This window comes from Acinetobacter sp. NRRL B-65365, from assembly GCF_001605865.1.
Lineage (GTDB): Bacteria > Pseudomonadota > Gammaproteobacteria > Pseudomonadales > Moraxellaceae > Acinetobacter > Acinetobacter vivianii.
This window is the reverse complement of sequence record NZ_LRPD01000022.1, coordinates 78,444-96,669: the sequence shown is the minus strand read 5'-3', so window position 1 is coordinate 96,669 and position 18,226 is coordinate 78,444. Positions and strand designations below refer to the sequence as shown.

18 protein-coding genes are annotated in these 18,226 nt (G+C 41.2%); 8 read left to right on the top strand and 10 right to left on the bottom strand.

Translation table 11 applies throughout. The features are described from left to right. Window positions 1-5 precede the first annotated feature (5 nt). Window positions 6-521: a hypothetical protein gene (locus tag AWW72_RS09890; protein ID WP_004773643.1), complete on the bottom strand. Its 516-nt coding sequence runs from the start codon at window positions 519-521 to the stop codon at window positions 6-8. A 222-nt stretch (window positions 522-743) separates the two neighbouring features. Here AWW72_RS09890 and AWW72_RS09885 point away from each other — a divergent pair, with 222 nt between their 5' ends. Then, window positions 744-1,292 (top strand): DUF2239 family protein, encoded by a 549-nt coding sequence (locus tag AWW72_RS09885; RefSeq protein ID WP_005258754.1) that lies wholly within the window; start codon window positions 744-746, stop codon window positions 1,290-1,292. A 49-nt stretch (window positions 1,293-1,341) separates the two neighbouring features. On the opposite strand, the gene AWW72_RS09880 is transcribed toward AWW72_RS09885, so the two are convergent. The 4 genes from AWW72_RS09880 to AWW72_RS09865 form a co-directional block, all read right to left on the bottom strand. Further along, window positions 1,342-1,623: a hypothetical protein gene (locus tag AWW72_RS09880; RefSeq protein ID WP_047429000.1), complete on the bottom strand. Its 282-nt coding sequence runs from the start codon at window positions 1,621-1,623 to the stop codon at window positions 1,342-1,344. Window positions 1,624-1,768: 145 nt separating this feature from the next. Then, window positions 1,769-3,382 carry a sulfate adenylyltransferase subunit CysN gene (gene cysN / locus AWW72_RS09875; RefSeq protein WP_062847209.1) on the bottom strand — a complete coding sequence of 538 codons (1,614 nt, stop codon included), beginning with the start codon at window positions 3,380-3,382 and terminating at the stop codon, window positions 1,769-1,771. An 83-nt stretch (window positions 3,383-3,465) separates the two neighbouring features. Then, window positions 3,466-4,374, bottom strand: coding sequence for a sulfate adenylyltransferase subunit CysD (cysD, locus tag AWW72_RS09870; RefSeq protein ID WP_005231558.1), 909 nt, complete (start codon window positions 4,372-4,374; stop codon window positions 3,466-3,468). Between the two features lie 324 nt (window positions 4,375-4,698). Next, window positions 4,699-6,150, bottom strand: a complete 1,452-nt coding sequence (locus AWW72_RS09865; protein WP_047429004.1) for a capsule assembly Wzi family protein — start codon at window positions 6,148-6,150, stop codon at window positions 4,699-4,701. Between the two features lie 168 nt (window positions 6,151-6,318). On the opposite strand from AWW72_RS09865, the gene AWW72_RS09860 reads away from it, so the two are divergent. Next, window positions 6,319-6,813 carry a DUF2059 domain-containing protein gene (locus tag AWW72_RS09860; RefSeq protein ID WP_005258760.1) on the top strand — a complete coding sequence of 165 codons (495 nt, stop codon included), beginning with the start codon at window positions 6,319-6,321 and terminating at the stop codon, window positions 6,811-6,813. A gap of 56 nt (window positions 6,814-6,869) precedes the next feature. Here the strand turns inward: AWW72_RS09860 and lysS are convergent, their stop codons facing one another. After that, window positions 6,870-8,396: a lysine--tRNA ligase gene (gene lysS / locus AWW72_RS09855; protein ID WP_004773657.1), complete on the bottom strand. Its 1,527-nt coding sequence runs from the start codon at window positions 8,394-8,396 to the stop codon at window positions 6,870-6,872. Between the two features lie 158 nt (window positions 8,397-8,554). After that, entirely contained in the window at window positions 8,555-8,992 is a 438-nt protein-coding gene (locus tag AWW72_RS09850) for an SRPBCC family protein (protein WP_005258764.1), read from the bottom strand. Window positions 8,993-9,340: 348 nt separating this feature from the next. Between AWW72_RS09850 and rubA the strand changes: the two genes are divergently transcribed. The 4 genes from rubA (at window position 9,341) to oxyR (ending at window position 12,709) form a co-directional block, all read left to right on the top strand. Beyond that, complete coding sequence (rubA, locus tag AWW72_RS09845; protein WP_004678010.1) at window positions 9,341-9,505, top strand: rubredoxin RubA; 165 nt, start codon at window positions 9,341-9,343, stop codon at window positions 9,503-9,505. An 82-nt stretch (window positions 9,506-9,587) separates the two neighbouring features. Beyond that, window positions 9,588-10,769 carry a rubredoxin reductase RubB gene (rubB, locus tag AWW72_RS09840; RefSeq protein ID WP_047429021.1) on the top strand — a complete coding sequence of 394 codons (1,182 nt, stop codon included), beginning with the start codon at window positions 9,588-9,590 and terminating at the stop codon, window positions 10,767-10,769. 83 nt (window positions 10,770-10,852) lie between these two features. Beyond that, a complete protein-coding gene (gene estB, locus AWW72_RS09835; RefSeq protein ID WP_004773662.1) occupies window positions 10,853-11,797 on the top strand; it encodes an esterase EstB in 945 nt (314 codons plus the stop codon). Window positions 11,798-11,803: 6 nt separating this feature from the next. After that, window positions 11,804-12,709: a LysR family transcriptional regulator OxyR gene (oxyR, locus tag AWW72_RS09830; protein WP_004773664.1), complete on the top strand. Its 906-nt coding sequence runs from the start codon at window positions 11,804-11,806 to the stop codon at window positions 12,707-12,709. Window positions 12,710-12,762: 53 nt separating this feature from the next. Here oxyR and dusB read toward each other — a convergent pair whose 3' ends face one another. Next, window positions 12,763-13,788: a tRNA dihydrouridine synthase DusB gene (dusB, locus tag AWW72_RS09825; protein WP_062847208.1), complete on the bottom strand. Its 1,026-nt coding sequence runs from the start codon at window positions 13,786-13,788 to the stop codon at window positions 12,763-12,765. 82 nt (window positions 13,789-13,870) lie between these two features. Between dusB and AWW72_RS09820 the strand changes: the two genes are divergently transcribed. Both AWW72_RS09820 and AWW72_RS09815 read left to right on the top strand, forming a co-directional pair. Beyond that, window positions 13,871-15,079 carry a DUF1615 family protein gene (locus AWW72_RS09820; RefSeq protein WP_062847207.1) on the top strand — a complete coding sequence of 403 codons (1,209 nt, stop codon included), beginning with the start codon at window positions 13,871-13,873 and terminating at the stop codon, window positions 15,077-15,079. Beyond that, window positions 15,046-15,720, top strand: a complete 675-nt coding sequence (locus AWW72_RS09815; RefSeq protein ID WP_062847206.1) for an HAD-IB family hydrolase — start codon at window positions 15,046-15,048, stop codon at window positions 15,718-15,720. Before AWW72_RS09820 ends, AWW72_RS09815 begins: the two co-directional genes overlap by 34 nt. Before the next feature lie 25 nt (window positions 15,721-15,745). Here AWW72_RS09815 and proB read toward each other — a convergent pair whose 3' ends face one another. Both proB and cgtA read right to left on the bottom strand, forming a co-directional pair. Then, complete coding sequence (proB, locus tag AWW72_RS09810) at window positions 15,746-16,879, bottom strand: glutamate 5-kinase (protein ID WP_062847205.1); 1,134 nt, start codon at window positions 16,877-16,879, stop codon at window positions 15,746-15,748. Window positions 16,880-16,894: 15 nt separating this feature from the next. Further along, a complete protein-coding gene (gene cgtA / locus AWW72_RS09805; RefSeq protein ID WP_005258776.1) occupies window positions 16,895-18,112 on the bottom strand; it encodes an Obg family GTPase CgtA in 1,218 nt (405 codons plus the stop codon). Window positions 18,113-18,226: the final 114 nt, after the last annotated feature.

Here is an 18,226-nt window from a genome sequence, read left to right as displayed (position 1 = left end):
CGCGCTTAGTTTCCGCCGAGTTGTGCCAACAATGTATCCAAAGTCGCTTGATAATGGATGGTAATATCTTCTGCCAAAATCTTGTACGCATTGTCGAATTGAACCATTGGCCAGCCTTCTTTCCAAAATGGAAAAATATTGTGCAAGTCATGAGTCACCGTCGCATCTTCACGACCAATAGCCTGTGCAACCTGAGCAAGCACCTGTGCAGTTTCTGCACCATCAATAGCTAAATAATCAATTCCACGCGCTTTTAAAATGCGAATACGGTCTTTTTTATAACGAATTTTTTTAGCTTGGCCTGAATTTAAACCTAATGCCAATGTTACAGCTTCAACGAACTTGTCTTCAAAACTTGTATTCAGTGCAACCAAAGCTTGTTTATGTGCTTCTTGACGACCAGCTTTCCCCCCATTACGGATAATCTCATTTGCTTCCGTATCCAGCTTATCTTTTTTCATAGACTGTAAAATGTCTAAAACTTCGATATCGCTTAAAGATTCAGGAGATTGCTCAATCATGGGAGACCTTATACACATAAATAAAGAAACATTGTCTCATAAAAGCGTTATCAAAGCAGAATAAAAATGAAAATTGGCATTCTATCTGCATAATTTTTTATATTGGTTTGCAAAATTTACCCCAACGAGTTCAGGTTGCTTTTAGAAGATGAATGAATTTGTTTGCTAATTTATTTTTACCCTGATAATATTATTTTACCCGTATAAAACTATTTAAATAAAATGAATACTCAAAATACCTATACTGCTTTTTCAGGTCACACGCTGATTGCTCAAGCGCAACTTCCTGACATTGCATTAAAGCTCAAACATCTTTCTGAAACTGCCGAGAATATTTTGATTTTCAATGATCAAACTGGTCGACAAATTGATCTTGATCTTTCTGGTTCTGAACAAGAAATCCAACAACGTTATAGCGAGCCAGAGCCAGCAAAAAAAGTTGGGCGACCGAAGCTCGGCGTTATCTCTCGTGAAATTACTTTACAAAAAAAACATTGGGACTGGTTAGACCAACAGAGTGCCAGTGCATCAGCCGTGATTCGAAAGCTGATAGATAAGGAATTGAATGACCCAGCATCTGAAAGCAATATCATGCTTGCCAAGCAAGCCACTGATCGCTTTATGTCGGCGATGTTAGGCAACATGCCCAATTACGAAGAAGCAACTCGTGCTTTGTATCAGGGTGATCAGGCTGTTTTCTTAAAACTAATTAAAAACTATCCTTTAGATCCCCAACAATATATTTGTAGATTATCCATGCATGCCTTTTAAAAAGGCAGCTTTGATTTATTAAGAAGCCCCTATTGCAGGGGCTTTTTTTTCAGGCTAAGTTTTTCTTTTCTTTATACTCTTTTACCTTTCGATCACTCACATCCTCTGGATAACAATAAGGTGTGTATCCGCCTGCACGGTTATAGGCACTACGTTTTCCACAGCGACTGCCATTACGTGCAGTGTTATAGGGGCATGGGCAATTACCTGGATAGCTCTCAATAGATTCTTGAATAATTTTTCGTTTAATTGCCGCTGTGCTATTCCCTACCTGTTTGGCCTCAACATTAAAAGCCAGACATAAACCCATTAAAAATAATATTTTTTTCATAAATACCTCTCTAAGGCAGGCATTGTATAGAGAAATATTTTATGTGAAATATCATATATATTTTAAATGATTTATTATTAGACGGTTAAAGCCATAAGCATAAAAAAACCCGCTTACGCGGGTTTTTTCAAATCAATTCAGTCTATTAAAGACGAACCAACTCCACAACTTTCTCAGCGGCTTCTTCAACCGTTTCTGCCGTAATATCAGTATCTGTACCTTCAACAGTTGTCGTAATAACCACCACACCTGTTTCACGTAACAATGCAATTTGCTCAGCCGTTAAATTAGCTTTTGCAATCGCAACCACACCTTGCTGAATCAATAAACTCTCTAAAGCTTGAGCTTTCTCAATCAACTGTGCAGAAACACCAATTACCGCAGGCTTTTGACCTAAACGGGCAGCACGATCTTCCGCAGTCACAGGATTACTATGTGTAGTCCATTCAACTGCCGCTTCAACCATACCTGCACCAACAGTGACGTTGCTTAAACGGTCAATAAAGATAAATGAACCTGTATAACGGCTGTCTTGATATTGGTCAAAGACTACTGGTGCATCAAACTCAACCACTACATCCGCAATTGCATTCAGTTCAAGCTCTTCAACTTGCGTATGCTCTAATGTATTTACATTGACACGGAAGTTAATTGCAGTGACTTTAGCCGGAACAGTTTGCGTACCAATTTTGACGTTGTATAGCTTACCTTTCACCAATGGATGTTCATTCATCCAGACCACTGAAGCACGTACACTACGTGAAATCAAAGGCTGCTCGCCCGCACGGACTAAAACGTTACCACGAGAAATATCAATTTCATCATTTAAAGTTAAAGTCACGGCCTGACCTGCAACGGCCTGCTCAAGATTGCCATCAAAAGTGACAATCTCTTTCACCGTTGATTTCTTGCCTGATGGCAATGCAACAATCTCATCACCTACATTGATTGCACCTAATGCAATCGTTCCCGCAAAACCACGGAAATCAAGGTTTGGACGGTTTACATACTGAACTGGGAAACGGAATTCATGTTTATTTGATTCGCGCTTAATTTCCACAGACTCAAGAATGCTCATCAAGGTTTGACCCTTGTACCATGGCGTGCTTGCAGATGGATTAACAACGTTATCGCCATTCAATGCCGAGATAGGCACGAATAAAATATTCTCAGGACGACGATCGCCGAGTTGGCTTACGAATGCATCATATTCAACCTGAATTTCGTTGAAACGTGCCTCAGAGAATTCAACCAAGTCCATTTTATTGATCGCAACAACGATATTTTTAATACCAAGTAAGCTAGCAATAAATGAATGACGGCGAGTTTGCGTTTGCACACCATAACGCGCATCAATCAAGATAATGGCAAGATCGGCAGTGGATGCACCTGTTGCCATGTTACGTGTGTATTGTTCATGTCCAGGCGTATCCGCAATGATGAACTTACGCTTTTCAGTAGAGAAATAGCGATAAGCCACATCAATGGTAATACCCTGCTCACGTTCCGCCTGTAGACCATCGACCAGCAAAGCAAGGTCAGGTGCATCACCTGTAGTTCCCACTTTTTTACTGTCGCGTGTTACGGCTTGCAATTGATCTTCATAAATCAATTTTGAATCGTAAAGTAAACGACCAATTAAAGTACTTTTACCATCATCGACGTTACCGCAAGTCAAAAAGCGCAATAAGTCTTTTTGTTCATGTTGTTTTAAATAACCCAAGATATCTTGGCTAATAAGATCTGATTGATGAGACATTGCTCAAAACTCCACATATTCTTTAGAAATCGCTTTTAATCCCCCTAAATCCCTCTTTAAAAAGAGGGACTTGCTTAAGGAAACTAGAAATAACCTTCTTGCTTTTTCTTTTCCATCGAGCCCGCTTCGTCGTGGTCAATCATACGACCCTGACGCTCAGAACTGGTTGCTAAAAGCATTTCCTGAATAATTTCAGGCAAGGTATCTGCTTCAGACTCAACTGCCCCTGTTAACGGATAACAGCCAAGTGTACGGAAACGTACCGATTTCATTTGTGGAACTTCACCCTCTTTTAAGCGCATACGTTCATCATCCACCATGATCAACGTGCCACTGCGTTCAACCACAGGACGAACTGCAGAGAAATAAAGAGGAACAATCTGGATATTTTCCAGATAAATATATTGCCAGATATCTAACTCAGTCCAGTTCGATAATGGGAATACACGAATACTCTCACCCTTGTTCACTTTACCGTTGTAAAGATTCCAAAGTTCTGGACGCTGGTTCTTAGGATCCCAACGATGCTTACTATCACGGAACGAATACACACGTTCTTTGGCACGTGATTTTTCTTCATCACGACGAGCGCCACCAAATGCAGCATCAAACTGATACTTATCCAAGGCTTGCTTTAAACCTTGGGTTTTCATGATGTCGGTATATTTTGAACTACCGTGATCAAATGGATTGATCCCTGCATCACGACCTTCAACATTTTGGTGAACGATCAAATCAAAGCCGTGTGTTTTTGCCATGTTGTCACGGAAAGCGATCATGTCTTTAAACTTCCAGCCCGTATCTACATGCAACAACGGGAATGGAAGTTTTGCCGGATAGAAAGCTTTGAGTGCAAGATGCAACATCACTGCTGAGTCTTTACCAATTGAGTAAAGCATCACAGGATTTTCAAATTCGGCTGCAACTTCACGAATAATATGAATACTTTCTGCCTCAAGTTGCTTGAGGTGCGTTAATCTATTTTCAGTCATGTACAATTTCCCCCTTATCCATGCTATCCATAAAATCTATAAGTAGTATCAAACCACCACTTTGAAGACTGTGTGGAGGAACGAGTGCCATAACAACTCCAATTTTTCATGATATCAAGATTCTTACTCGCGCTACTTTCACGATCGAGTAAAGGATATTCATTATAATAATTTAGATTCGATTCTTTAGCTTGTTTTTTCATATCAATATGCAAAATTATGATATGAAAATAAGTTTATGGAATATCAATACAACCACTTTCACATGAATAAATTAAAAAAAAGAAGCCCATCTGGACTTCTTTTTTATCGGCTCAACTTTGTTTAAAAGCGGAACATTTTTGTTTCTAATGGAATTTCAACGCCTACAGAAACACCACCATCACTGCCATGTAGGTCAGAATCACTCACCCAACCATTCACTTTCAATGGAATTGTTGGTTTTAGATAATGTGTCCAGGTTACATCTAAACCTTTAATCTTATCTGCTTTAGGAAATGCATCGTTATTCAATTCGACACGGCTTGTTTGACTGACATTTGCATATAGTAAACGTCCACTCAGGCGATTCATCACATCAAAACGAATATCACCACCAACCGAATACATTTGACCATCGCCACCCATTGCATGACCTAATGGGAACCCATGCTGGTAGTAACCATCTTTATATGTGGTATGGCTATATGAAATACCTTTTGCTTCGCCATTGGTACGTGTGTCCGCCCATTCTGCGTAGAGTTGGTACGGCATATTTTTATAGCTTGATGAGAAATCGGCACCACCGAGGTACATATATTTTGCAGGTAGACCACCTGCTTCATCTTCACCTACAAATTGTGTATATAAACTAACTGGCACATTAAATAATGGTTGTAAGAATAAGCGACCATCAAAGCCCGCAATCTGGTTAGATGGATCTTCTTTACCTGTACCACCATTGTCTTTGGTGCCTGTCCAAGCATCCCATAATGAGCTAAAGCTTTCAGGTCGTCCTTCTCCACCCCACTGAATCGCACGTGAAGCACCGAGTTCTAAAGCTGGAAATGGTCGTGCAGTTAAGCGCAAACCAATTAATTTTGTGTCGGGAACAGCTTTATAATCATCTAACTGACCAGCAAAAGCCTGATATTGCCACGGCCCAATCCAAGACAACCATTTGGTTTCAAATGCATCTTGAACTGCACGTTGCATTGTCACACCATATACTGGACGGCTGGCATCACCACGAATCAAGCTGCCATCATGTCCCGGTCCCCAATACGTCGGAATTTGACCAGCGACAATCCATTGGTTCCAAAGTTTACCTGCGATATACGAACCTTCGACATTGACGTCGTTTCCATTATCAATCAATGGATCTTTCTCTCCATTGACACGCAGTTTGGCATCCCAATTCTCGCCACCTGCATTAAACTCAACAGCTGCCTGATATTGAGATTTCTGGTTATCACCAAAAGCCTGAGGAACAGTTTTAAGATCAGTACCTGCATGTAAACCGACTTTGACTGTTTCATTATCTGCCTGTAATGCATTCAATACAGAGTTAATGACTTTCTGCTGCGTGTTATTGCTCACTTTTGCTTGTGACAATGCACGTTGAATTTCATCACCGCTCATTGGCCAAGTCGATGTACTGATTTGGATGACACCTTGCTGGTTTAACCAGTTTAAATCCGTTCTTAAATTTTCATCGTTGAGTACAAGACCCTGAGCAAATACAGGAGAAGAAAGAGCAGCAAATAATGCGATACAAAGCGATTTTTTTAAAAACATGTCCAGACTGTTCTCAAATTTATTTATGGACACATGATCGTTGGTTTATGAGCACATTTCAATCGTCAAACGAAACAATTACATTTTTTAACATGCAGGATAAAATTGACAATAATTGATGCCTGTCAGTAACATTTATTTCACCTATAACACGACTGAAATCAAATAATGAAAATTATTGCGACATTTATTATTGCGGTAGCAATCTCAATTCCTGCGTTTGCTCAGCCCGCATCAAACCAATCTGTAAAAGAGTTATTAAAAATAACCAAGTCAGAACAATTTCTTGGTCAAATGAGTCAGCAGATGAATAGCATGATGCATTCAAATATGGATAAGATCACTCAAGGCAAAAAATTAACTACAAAACAAGAGCTTGCCATGGTTAATTATTCTCAGGAACTCGGCAAAATTATGCAAGAGGAATTGACATGGGCAAAATTAGAACCAGAAATGATTAAAATCTATGCCGAAGAATTTACCCAAGAGGAAATTGACGGCATGATCCAATTCTATAAAACGCCTGTAGGGCAATCCATGATTGATAAAATGCCAATCGTGATGCAAAAAAGCATGCAAGTGGGCTATAAACGAATGGATAGCGTTACACCAAAAATTATGCAAGCCGCAGAAAAGTTAGCAAAAGAAATGCAAGCTGAATAATTCATTCAAGCATAAAAAAAGCCACGCTAAACGTGGCTTTTTTAAGATAAAGAATATTAATCTTTACGGCGCATATGCGGGAATAAAAGTACATCACGAATACTTGGTGCATTAGCAAATAACATCACCAAACGGTCAATACCAATACCCTGACCTGCTGTAGGCGGTAAACCATATTCCAATGCTTCAATAAAGTCAGCATCGTAATGCATTGCTTCATCATCACCTGCATCTTTTTCAGCAACCTGTGCCTGGAAGCGCTCAGCCTGATCAATCGGGTCATTTAACTCCGAGAAGCCATTGGCTAACTCACGACCACCGATAAAGAATTCGAAACGATCCGTAATATGCGGATTGTCGTCATTACGGCGTGCAAGCGGTGAGGTTTCAGCTGGATATTCAGTAATGAATGTTGGCTGGCGTAACTTGGTTTCTACCGTTTCTTCAAACACGATCGTTTGCAACTTACCTAAACCAAAACCAGGTTTAACCTGCTCTTTTAACACTTCTTGAGTAAATTTCGCCAAGAACTCACGATCATTGACATTTTCAGGGGTGAAATCAGGGTTATGTTCAAGAATCGCATCAAACATTGAGATTTTCTTGAATGGGCCTTTGAAGCTATAAACTTCTTCACCATACGGCACATCAGTAGTACCTAAAATATCAATTGCCAGCTTTTCAAGCATGTTCTCAGTCAATACCATCAAGTCTTTATAGTCAGCATAAGCTTGATAGAATTCGATCATGGTGAATTCTGGGTTATGACGTGTTGAAACACCTTCGTTACGGAAGTTACGGTTAATTTCAAACACACGCTCGAAACCACCAACAACCAAACGTTTCAAATAAAGTTCTGGTGCGATACGGAGATAAAGCTCCATATCCAATGCATTGTGATGCGTGACAAACGGTTTCGCAGATGCGCCGCCTGGAATCACATGCATCATTGGCGTTTCAACTTCCATGAAACGTTCATTGGTTAAGAATGCACGGATACCCGCTACCACTTTGGCACGAATCTCAAAGGTCTTACGCGTTTCTTCGTTTACAATCAGGTCGAGATAACGTTTACGATATTTCGCTTCAGTATCAGTTAAACCATGGAATTTGTCTGGCAGTGGACGTAGTGATTTAGTCAGTAATTCAAAGCCTTCAAGGTGTACATATAAGTCACCTTTACCAGAACGGCCGATATAGCCTTCAGCAGCAATAATATCGCCAAGATCCAGACTCTTGATCGTTTCTAAAACGTCTGCTGGTAAACCTTTACGATCGACATAAAGCTGGATACGACCTGTCATGTCCTGAATCACGATAAATGATCCACGGTTAAGCATCACACGACCAGCAACCTTGACATAAACTTTTTCAGCACCTTCGATTTGTGCTTTATCTTGATCTTTAAATTGTTCTTGCAAATCAGCTGTATAGTGTTCACGTTTAAACGTGTTTGGCCACGGGCTCTTACCCGTTTGTTTTGCAGTCTCTTGGATTTGCTTTAACTTGGCATGACGCTGTGCGATTAAATCGTTTTCGGAAAGTGTTTGTTCAGAAGTCGATTGAGCGTTTTGTTGCGTCATCTCTGCCTCGATTAAGTAAAAAATGAAGTGACATAGAATAGCAGATCACAACCCATTTTCGTATTATTTCAATCAGACAATTCAAAAAAATGAATATTTATCAATTTTGAATCGAGATTACGCAACAGTTGGCCTTGTTAAATCAACATTCTCAGAGTTTATTTTTCAGCCAGATGTTTGACCATGGCGAGTCCCTGATCAAAGCCTTTATTCATAAATTCTACATGCTCTGGCTGAATATCCACTTCAACATGCAGTTGCGTTTCGCCATTAAAATCAAACAACATATATTTTTCCAAAGCACCTACCCAGTCTTTGACTTCATCACTGTCCAAATCTTCCTGACCATTCTTGATCATTCCCAGATGTTTAAACACAACCTCTTTCGGTTCATCCAGACTTTCAATGGTAGAGACCATGCCATTGCCTTTACCATCACCAAAATAAGTTCTACCCCCTATTTTCCAGTCTGTTTTCATGGTGGAATCACAGGCAAAGAATTTGGTCCATTCTGGATAACTTTCAGGTGACCAAAGCACCTGCCAGACTTTTTCAGGGGTCGCATAAATTTTAATATTATAAGATAAGGTTTCCATGCGTTATTCTCCTTCTATCGTTGTTTTCTTCATCATAACTTGATTTTGAATGTTTGTTTTTTATACATACTATTTTTATACGATTGGCTTTTTTCATTATATAAGTCCTGAACTTTTGATAAAAATTTAGAGCAATTGCTCAAATAACAAGACTTTCAGATAGAATTGCCATATCGCTTTTTGAATAAATGATTAAACTCTTGCATTTACTTTACTTAAATGTCGTTCTGCGTAAAAATCTAATTCCCGATTAACATAAGTTAGTTCCTCTTGCAGCGATCATAGCGACATTACGGAATAGTTTTACTGAAAGGCAACTTGAGCATACCGATCAGTTTGGAGAGTCACATGAAAAAATATCAATGTATCGTTTGTGGTTGGATTTACGACGAAGCAGAAGGTTGGCCACAAGACGGCATTGCAGCAGGAACCAAATGGGAAGATATTCCTGATGACTGGACTTGCCCAGATTGCGGCGTTTCAAAAGCTGATTTTGAAATGGTTGAAATCTAAAGATTAAAGAAAAAAGACTATGAGAATCATGGTCTTTTTTTCTGAGTGTTCATTTTTACATAAGAAAATACTGGAGAATATAATGCACCCTATCGTCATCATCGGATCAGGTATGGCTGGATATACCGTTGCACGAGAATTTCGCAAATTAAGCCCAGAGCAAGAGCTGGTCATGATCTGTGCGGACGATGCGGTAAATTATGCAAAACCAACATTATCAAATGCCTTTGCAGGTAAAAAAGCACCCGAACAAATTGCGTTAGGCGATGCTGCAAAAATGGCGACCCAATTGAATATGCGCATCGAAGCAGAAACTTGGGTCAAAGAAATCCATGCCGAAAAACATGAAATTATTTTAGAAAAAAATGGCGAAAGCATTACCCAACCTTATTCAAAATTGGTCCTCGCAGTCGGCGCAAATCCAATCCGTTTAGCGATTGCGGGTGACGGTAGCGAAGACATCCACGTAGTGAACTCCCTGATTGACTATCGTACTTTCCGTGAAAATCTTTCGAAACGTAAAGACAAACGTGTTGTGATTCTGGGTGCCGGCCTGATTGGCTGTGAATTTGCCAATGACTTACTGCACAGTGATTATGAAGTAACGGTCATTGATCTTGCACCACAGCCTTTAGGTCGTTTATTGCCAAACCATGTGGCAGATGCATTTAGAACCAATTTAGAACAGGCAGGCATTAAATTTGCCCTTTCAACGACCGTTGAAAAAGTCACGAAAATTAATGATGGCGAAGACTATGCAGTCACTTTAGCCAATGGTCAAACCTTAGTTGCAGATATTGTCCTTTCTGCAATTGGTTTACAGCCAAATATTGCTTTAGCTAAGGCAGCAGACATCCAGACCAGTCGTGGCATCATTACCAATACTTTATTAGAAACCAATCAGGCTGATATTTATGCCGTGGGTGACTGTGCTGAAGTGAATGGTACTTTGCTTCCATTTGTCATGCCGATCATGCAACAAGCCCGTGCCTTAGCAAAAACCTTGAGTGGTCAAAGTACTGCTGTTCACTACCCTGCCATGCCAGTCGCAGTGAAAACCCCTGCCGCACCATTAACCGTATTACCAGCACCACTGGATGTTGAGGTGAACTGGGAAACTGAAGAATTTGAAGATGGGATGCTTGCGAAAGCCGCAGATGGCGAAGGTACCTTAAGAGGATTTGTTCTGTTAGGTGCAACTGCGGGTAAACAACGTTTAACCTTAACCAAACTGGTTCCGGACTTGATTCCAGCACAGGTTTAGGTTTTAAATACGAGGGTTTGCTGAGAAAAGAATGTCCAGCAAGCCCTTAAGCGATAAAAAGAATTCAATTCGGAACGAATATCATGAACAGTGCCCTCCAGTTTAATGTGTCGCCATACGCTTCCTTTATGCAAGAAACCAAAGTAACTTTGGGCAATGGCATTGAATTGCATGTTGAAATTGGTGGTAATCCTGAACACCCAACGATTTTACTGATCATGGGTTTAGGCGCACAAATGTTATTCTGGCCTGATTTTTTCTGTAAGGCACTGATTGATCAAGGCTTCCGAGTCATCCGTTTTGATAACCGTGACATCGGTCTCTCTTCTAAAATCCGTAATAAAGGCAAAAGGCTCAATACCATGAAATTGATGAGCCGCTTTATGTTCGGTCTGGGTAATGAAGGTGCGCCCTACACGCTTTATGATATGGCGGATGATGTTGCGATGCTGATTGATCAGCTTGGCCTAGAGAAAACCTATATTCTGGGTGCCTCTATGGGCGGTATGATTTCACAAATTGTTGCGGCAAAATATCCAGAAAAAGTAGAAAAGGTTGGCTTATTATTTACCAGCAATAATCAACCGCTTCTACCACCACCTTATCCGAAACAACTTTTTAGCCTACTCGGTAAGCCAGCTGCACATGATGAAGAAACCATTATCAATCACAGCCTGAATGTTTTCCGTATTATTGGTTCGCCAGGTTATGTCAATCCGGTTGAATCAATTCAAACCATTCGCAAATTATATCGTCGTAGTTTTTATCCAGCGGGTGTACTTCAACAGTTTTTAGCAATATTATGTACGGGTTCTCTGTTACCATTGAACAAAACGATGACTCAGCCGACACTGGTTGTACACGGATCAAAAGACCGACTGTTACCACCAAGTCACGGGAAAGCTGTTGCAAAAGCAATTTCTGGTGCTAAGTTTGAATTAATCCAAGGAATGGGGCATGATATTCCTGCACATTTCATTCCACAACTTAGTGGTTTGTTTGCTCACCACTTTAGATCATCACACTAGGACTCTATGGCTGCATTACCCTCATTAAGACAGCTATCATATTTAGTTACGTTGTCAGAAACTTTACATTTTACTGAAGCAGCGCGTCGTTCCTTTGTCACCCAGTCGACTCTGTCTGGCGGCATCATGGAATTAGAGCGCTTATTAGGTGGCGTCTTAGTTGAGCGTGATCGTCAAAACGTCCGTTTAACACCTTTGGGTGAACAGGTTGTGGCACGTGCCCGCGTACTACTTGCCGATGCTCAGGATTTGATGCGCTTAAGCCGTGAAATGAGCGAACCACTCACAGGTGATTTGCATCTTGGTATTATTCCAACCATTGCGCCATTTATCCTGACGCAGTTGCTGGAAGAAGTGCATCAACAATTGCCAAAAATCCAGTTGCATCTACATGAAGCTCAAAGTGAAAAAATTGTAGAAAAGCTGGAGCACGGCAATCTGGACATGATTGTACTGGCTCTTCCTTTCGACACACGCAGCCTTAAAGTTGCCGAAATTGCGAAAGAACATTTGTTCTTGGTGTACAACAAAAAAGATACCAATGCGGCGAATGCAAACTCTCTCGATGACCTCGATTTATCACGTTTGATGTTGCTTGAAGAAGGACACTGTTTACGTGATCATGCTTTAAGTGCCTGCCCTGTAGGTGAGCGTAAAAATGATCATCGTTTAAAAGCGAGCTCATTGCCAACACTGGTGGAAATGGTTTCGTCTGATCTTGGCTTTACCCTGTTACCAGAGATTGCCTTGAAAAACAGCATGATTCACTTTAATGAAGATATTGACGTGAAATCGATTGAAGCTGCCCCAAGCCGTACGCTGGCATTGGTAACACGTAAAAGTACGCCATTACAAAGTGAATTTGATGTGATTCTGCAAATTCTGCAAAAAATTACTGCTCACTTAGAATAATCAAATAAAAAGCCTGTAATTGATTACAGGCTTTTTTACATCAACAAGACTAATTACTTGATATCCAGCAAATTGACTTGCTCAGCCTGCACATCACTCATCCGCTGCCCTTGATCCAGTAATTGATCAAAGTAGCTCTCAACGACTTTTGCCTGATCCGCGGTATTTTCCACTTTGTACATATTCTGACGAAATTCATTACTTGAGCGTAAACCTTTGGTGTACCAAGCTATATGCTTACGCGCGATACGGCAGCCAGAATACTCACCGTAGAACTCATACAGTTCAGCCAGATGTCCCAATAAAACTGCCTTAACTTCTGCAATATCTGGCGCGGCAAGATGCTCGCCTGTTTTTAAATAGTGAGCAATTTCCCGAAAGATCCATGGTCGGCCTTGAGCAGCACGCCCGATCATAATGGCATCTGCGCCTGTGTAATCCAGCACATATTTAGCTTTTTCAGGACTATCAATATCACCATTGGCAATCAATGGAATATCAATCAGCTCTTTCACCTGCTTGATCAGTTCATAACGTGCCGTATTTAAATACATATCTTCACGGGTACGACCATGTAAAGCTAAGGCAGCAATTCCTGACTCTTCGGCACGTTTGGCCACACGTAAAATATTTTCATGACCATTTAAAAAACCCAAACGGGTTTTCAAGGTTACAGGCACATCAACGGCTGCGACCACGGCATCCAGAATACGGGCGACGAGATCTTCATCTTGTAATAACGCCGAACCTGCCAATTTATTGCAGACTTTTTTGGCTGGACAACCCATATTGATATCAACAATTTGTGCCCCATTTGCCACCTGATAACGTGCCGCTTCCGCCAGTTGTTCAGGATCAGAACCTGCGATTTGCGCGGAAATTGGTGCAAGCTCACCATCAAAATTGGCCCGATAAAGACTCTTCTTGCTCATGCGCAAGGTCTTGTCTGCAGTCATCATTTCACTGACTGCATGTCCTGCACCAAAGTACTTACAAAGCGTCCTGAAGGGTCTATCGGTGACGCCGGCCATTGGGGCAACGATCAAATTATTTGACAGTTGATACGAACCAATATACATATATTTTCTTACAATTTCTGACCAACATAGTATACTTCATTCGCCCGTTCGGCTCATCTTTTTGTGCGGTGTTGTCTTCATTATGAACAAATCTGTTTCGACTCGTCCTCTACTCAAAACATTTAGCCTGTTGGCAATTAGCATAAGCTTAACTGCTTGTGGCGATAATGCTTGGTGGTCAAATAGTAAAGAACCTGAAATGAAGGCAGAACAGATCAAAAAAGTTCTTCCGCCGCGTGTAAATGATCGTGAGTCATGGTCGCAAGATATTTTTGATATCATGCAACAATTGAGTATTCCGAAATCCAAGCAAAATGTGTGCAGCATTGTGGCGGTCGTGGATCAGGAATCTAACTTTGTTGCCGACCCTGCTGTTCCAGGCTTAGGTGAAAAAGCGGTTCAGGAAATCAATACCCGACTCAAGGAAAAGTTCGAAGCCAAGTTAGGTGAAACCATTGGCGGTACGGTGGCAGGTTATTTCGAAGATGTGTTGAAAAATCAGCCATCTCCAGAAAATAATTACATGAGTCAGATGCGCAAAGTAAAAACTGAACGCGAGCTGGATCTCCTCTATCGTGAAATCTTTGACTATATGTCTAAGCATTATCATGTAAGTGCTTTAACTGGTGCTGCTAAATTAATTGGCCAAGACATTGGCGAGAAAATGAATCCGATCACCACGCTGGGTTCGATGCAAGTACATATTAACTATGCCAAAGAGCATAAGCGCCAAAGTGGCAATATTGCAGAATTGCGTGATGACCTCTATACCCAATATGGTGGGTTATATTATGGCATTCATCGCCTGATGGAATATTCGACCGATTATGACAAAGCCATTTATCGCTTTGCAGACTATAATTCAGGGATGTATTCAAGCCGTAATGCTGCTTTTCAAAAGATGCTTGAAGTGATACAAGATAAAGATCTTGATTTAGATGGCGATTTATTACTTTATAATAAAGATGGTAATCCACAATCCGCATTGAGCCAGTCAGAAAAAGAAATTATTGCTGCATTTACCAGTAATAGGATTTTGGTGACGCCACGTCAAATTCGTGCGGATTTAAAGAAAGAAAAAGAGAGAAAATTTGAAGATACACAGACTTACCTAGCGGTTCAAAAACTATATCAAACGAAAACCAATAAAGAACCAATTTATGCAATTATGCCTGAGGTGATTATTTCAGGGCCTAAACTCAGCCGTGATTACAATACCAATTGGTTCGCAAGTCGTGTAAATGGACGATATGAAACATGCATGCAAAGAGCGAAACGTATAAAACTGTAAATCTTGCCTTATTTGATTTTGATGGAACACTTTATCCCAAAGACAGTTTCACGGGATTTATTTTCTTTGCACTATCAAAACGCCACATTGTTAAAAGAGGTCTGAAAATCCTGCCTTGGATTCAGGCCTACTATTTACGCCTTTACCCTGCACATGCAATGCGACCACGTCTATTTGAAACCATGTTTAAAGACACACCGATCGACTTTGTGGAAAAATTAGCACAGGAATATACTCAAAAATTATTAAAAAAATTAGATCCTGATTTACTTAATCAGCTCCGACAACACCAACAACGCGGTGATCATGTGGTACTAGTATCAGCTTCAGTTGACCTTTATCTCGCTCCAATCTGTGATGTGCTCAAGATTGATTTAATCTGCACCCAGACCGAAACAACAAATGGTCTGTTAACAGGAAAATATAGTTCCGAAGATTGTAGTTGCGACCAGAAGAAAATCCGTATTTTAGAAAAGTATCATTTAGACGATTATCATGCGGTTTATGCCTATGGCAATAGTGAAGAAGATTTAGAGATGCTTTCACTTGCAGACTACCCTTATATGATGGGTGAGCAAAAAGGATTACCAGTTCTGGATTCCAAATATGCAAAATCAGTAGATATAAAAAAGCCCGCTTAAAGCGGGCTTTTTTATGGATGACAATTTAATAAATCGCCATATGATCTCGATGAATCATTTCAAGCGAACGTGCTTCACCTAACACCTGATAGACTTTTTCTGATGATAAACCTTTGATCATTTCTGCTGAACGTGAGCTAAAATTGACACGTCCGACCGCAATACGACCACCGTTTTTATCAACACATTCCACCACATCACCACGATCAAAATGTCCTTCAATCGCTTTCACACCCACAGGTAAAAGACTACGGTGCTTGCGCTTAATCGCTTCAACGGCACCATCATCAATCACTAAACGCCCTGCCGTTTGCAAATGCGCTGCAAGCCATTGTTGGTGTGCTGTGACTCGATCATTGTCTGTCGTAAATAAAGTGCCCAGCATCTCGCCCGCCATCAAACGCGCAAGTACATTGTCACTTTCACCACTGGCAATCAATGTCGGACAACCTGATCTCGCTGCGAGACGCGCTGCACGAACCTTAGTCATCATACCGCCACGACCCAGTACACCACCGCCGCCTGCCATCTCGAACAGGCTATCATCAAGTGCACGAACGGCTGAAAACAGTTTCGCATCTGGATTACTACGTGGATCAGAATCAAACATCCCCTGCTGATCTGTCAGAATAATGAGTAATTCTGCATGTACCTGACCCGCAACCATAGCAGCCAAGGTGTCATTATCACCAAAACGGATTTCGTCCGTAGATACGGTGTCATTTTCATTAATGACTGGAATCACATGCCAATCAATCAGATTCTGCAATGCATCACATGAGTTGAGGTAACGACGACGATCAGCAAGATCATCATGCGTGAGTAAAACCTGTGCGGTCTGGATGCCATGTTGATCAAGCACACTTGACCAAGTATGGATCAGGCCCATTTGGCCAATGGCCGCACAAGCTTGCAAACTGGGTAGATCGGTGGGTCGACTCGCAAGTTTCATGCGTACCATCCCTTCTGCGACTGCACCTGAAGACACGAGAATAATTTCATGTCCAGCATTGTGTAGATCTGCAATCTGTTTCGCCCAATGCGAAATTGCATTTAAATCTAGACCTTGCCCATTTGCAGTGAGTAAAGATGATCCGATTTTAACAACGATTCGTTTACACGCATTGAGCTGACGTTGCCCATCGACCACTTCTATCATTTTTCCCTCGGTTTACTAGTCACGAATGTAGATACTTTCTACATCGCCTTCATCCTCATCGTCATCAAAGTCTTCGTCATCGTCCAGACCAGCTTCACGCTGAGCTTTACGCATGGCACGATAGGCTTCTTTAGCTGCGATGGTTTGTTCACGTGTTTCAGCTTCAAGCTGCTCACGGAATGCTTTAACTTCTGCTGCGTACTCTGGATCTTCAACTTCGCGTTCACGTTGTTGTTCGATCTGATCCATTAAATAGTACACAACCTCTTTGGTGCCTTCAGACATCAAACCAGAAGTTTTAAATACAGGCCCTTTCCATTGCAATTCATCAAGAATGTGCTGACACCACTCTTCTTTAGATTCTTCAGGAAGCTGGTCAAGTTTGTTTAGAACCAGCACCACTGGAAGTTTTGCTAAAGTTGGTGAGAATTTAACCAATTCACCCAAAATTGCTTTTGCATTATGCGCGGGATCTGAACCATCAATCGGTTGAACATCAACGATATGCAACAGGATACGCGTACGTGCCAAATGCTTAAGGAAGCGAATCCCTAGACCTGCACCTTCTGCTGCACCTTCGATCAATCCTGGAATATCCGCCATCACAAATGAACGGTGACGATCGGCATCGACCACACCTAAGTTAGGGACCATCGTCGTAAACGGATAATCAGCAACTTTTGGTTTTGCCGCACTGACTGCACGGATAAATGTCGATTTACCTGCATTCGGCATACCCAACAAGCCAACGTCTGCGAGTACTTTTAACTCTAGACGGACTTCACGATATTCGCCTTTAATCCCGTGTGTACATTTACGAGGTGAACGGTTGGTTGACGATTTAAAGTGAGTATTCCCTAAACCACCATCACCGCCTTGGGCAACTTTGACACGTTGACCATCAGCGACCAAGTCACCAATAATGTCGCCAGACTCAGTATCAACAATCGTTGTACCGACTGGCACTTTTAAAATAACGTCTTCACCGCCACGGCCTGAACAGTTTGCACCCGAACCATTTTTACCGCGTTCTGCGCGATAACGACGGGTATAACGGTAATCTACAAGTGTGCTGGTATCATCATCCGCCTGGATGTAAATACTTCCGCCACGTCCCCCATCACCGCCATCTGGGCCACCAAAAGGGACAAATTTTTCACGGCGAAAACTGGCTACGCCATTGCCACCGTCGCCAGCCTCTACGGTAATGACTGCTTCATCAACAAAGCGCATGTGCCAATCCTCTGAATTCTTTAAAACGGGGTATTTTGCCACATTTTAAGAAAATTCTCGAATAGAAAAATCAGCAAATTGATTTTTTTAAATTTATTCTGGGTTGAATGTTCA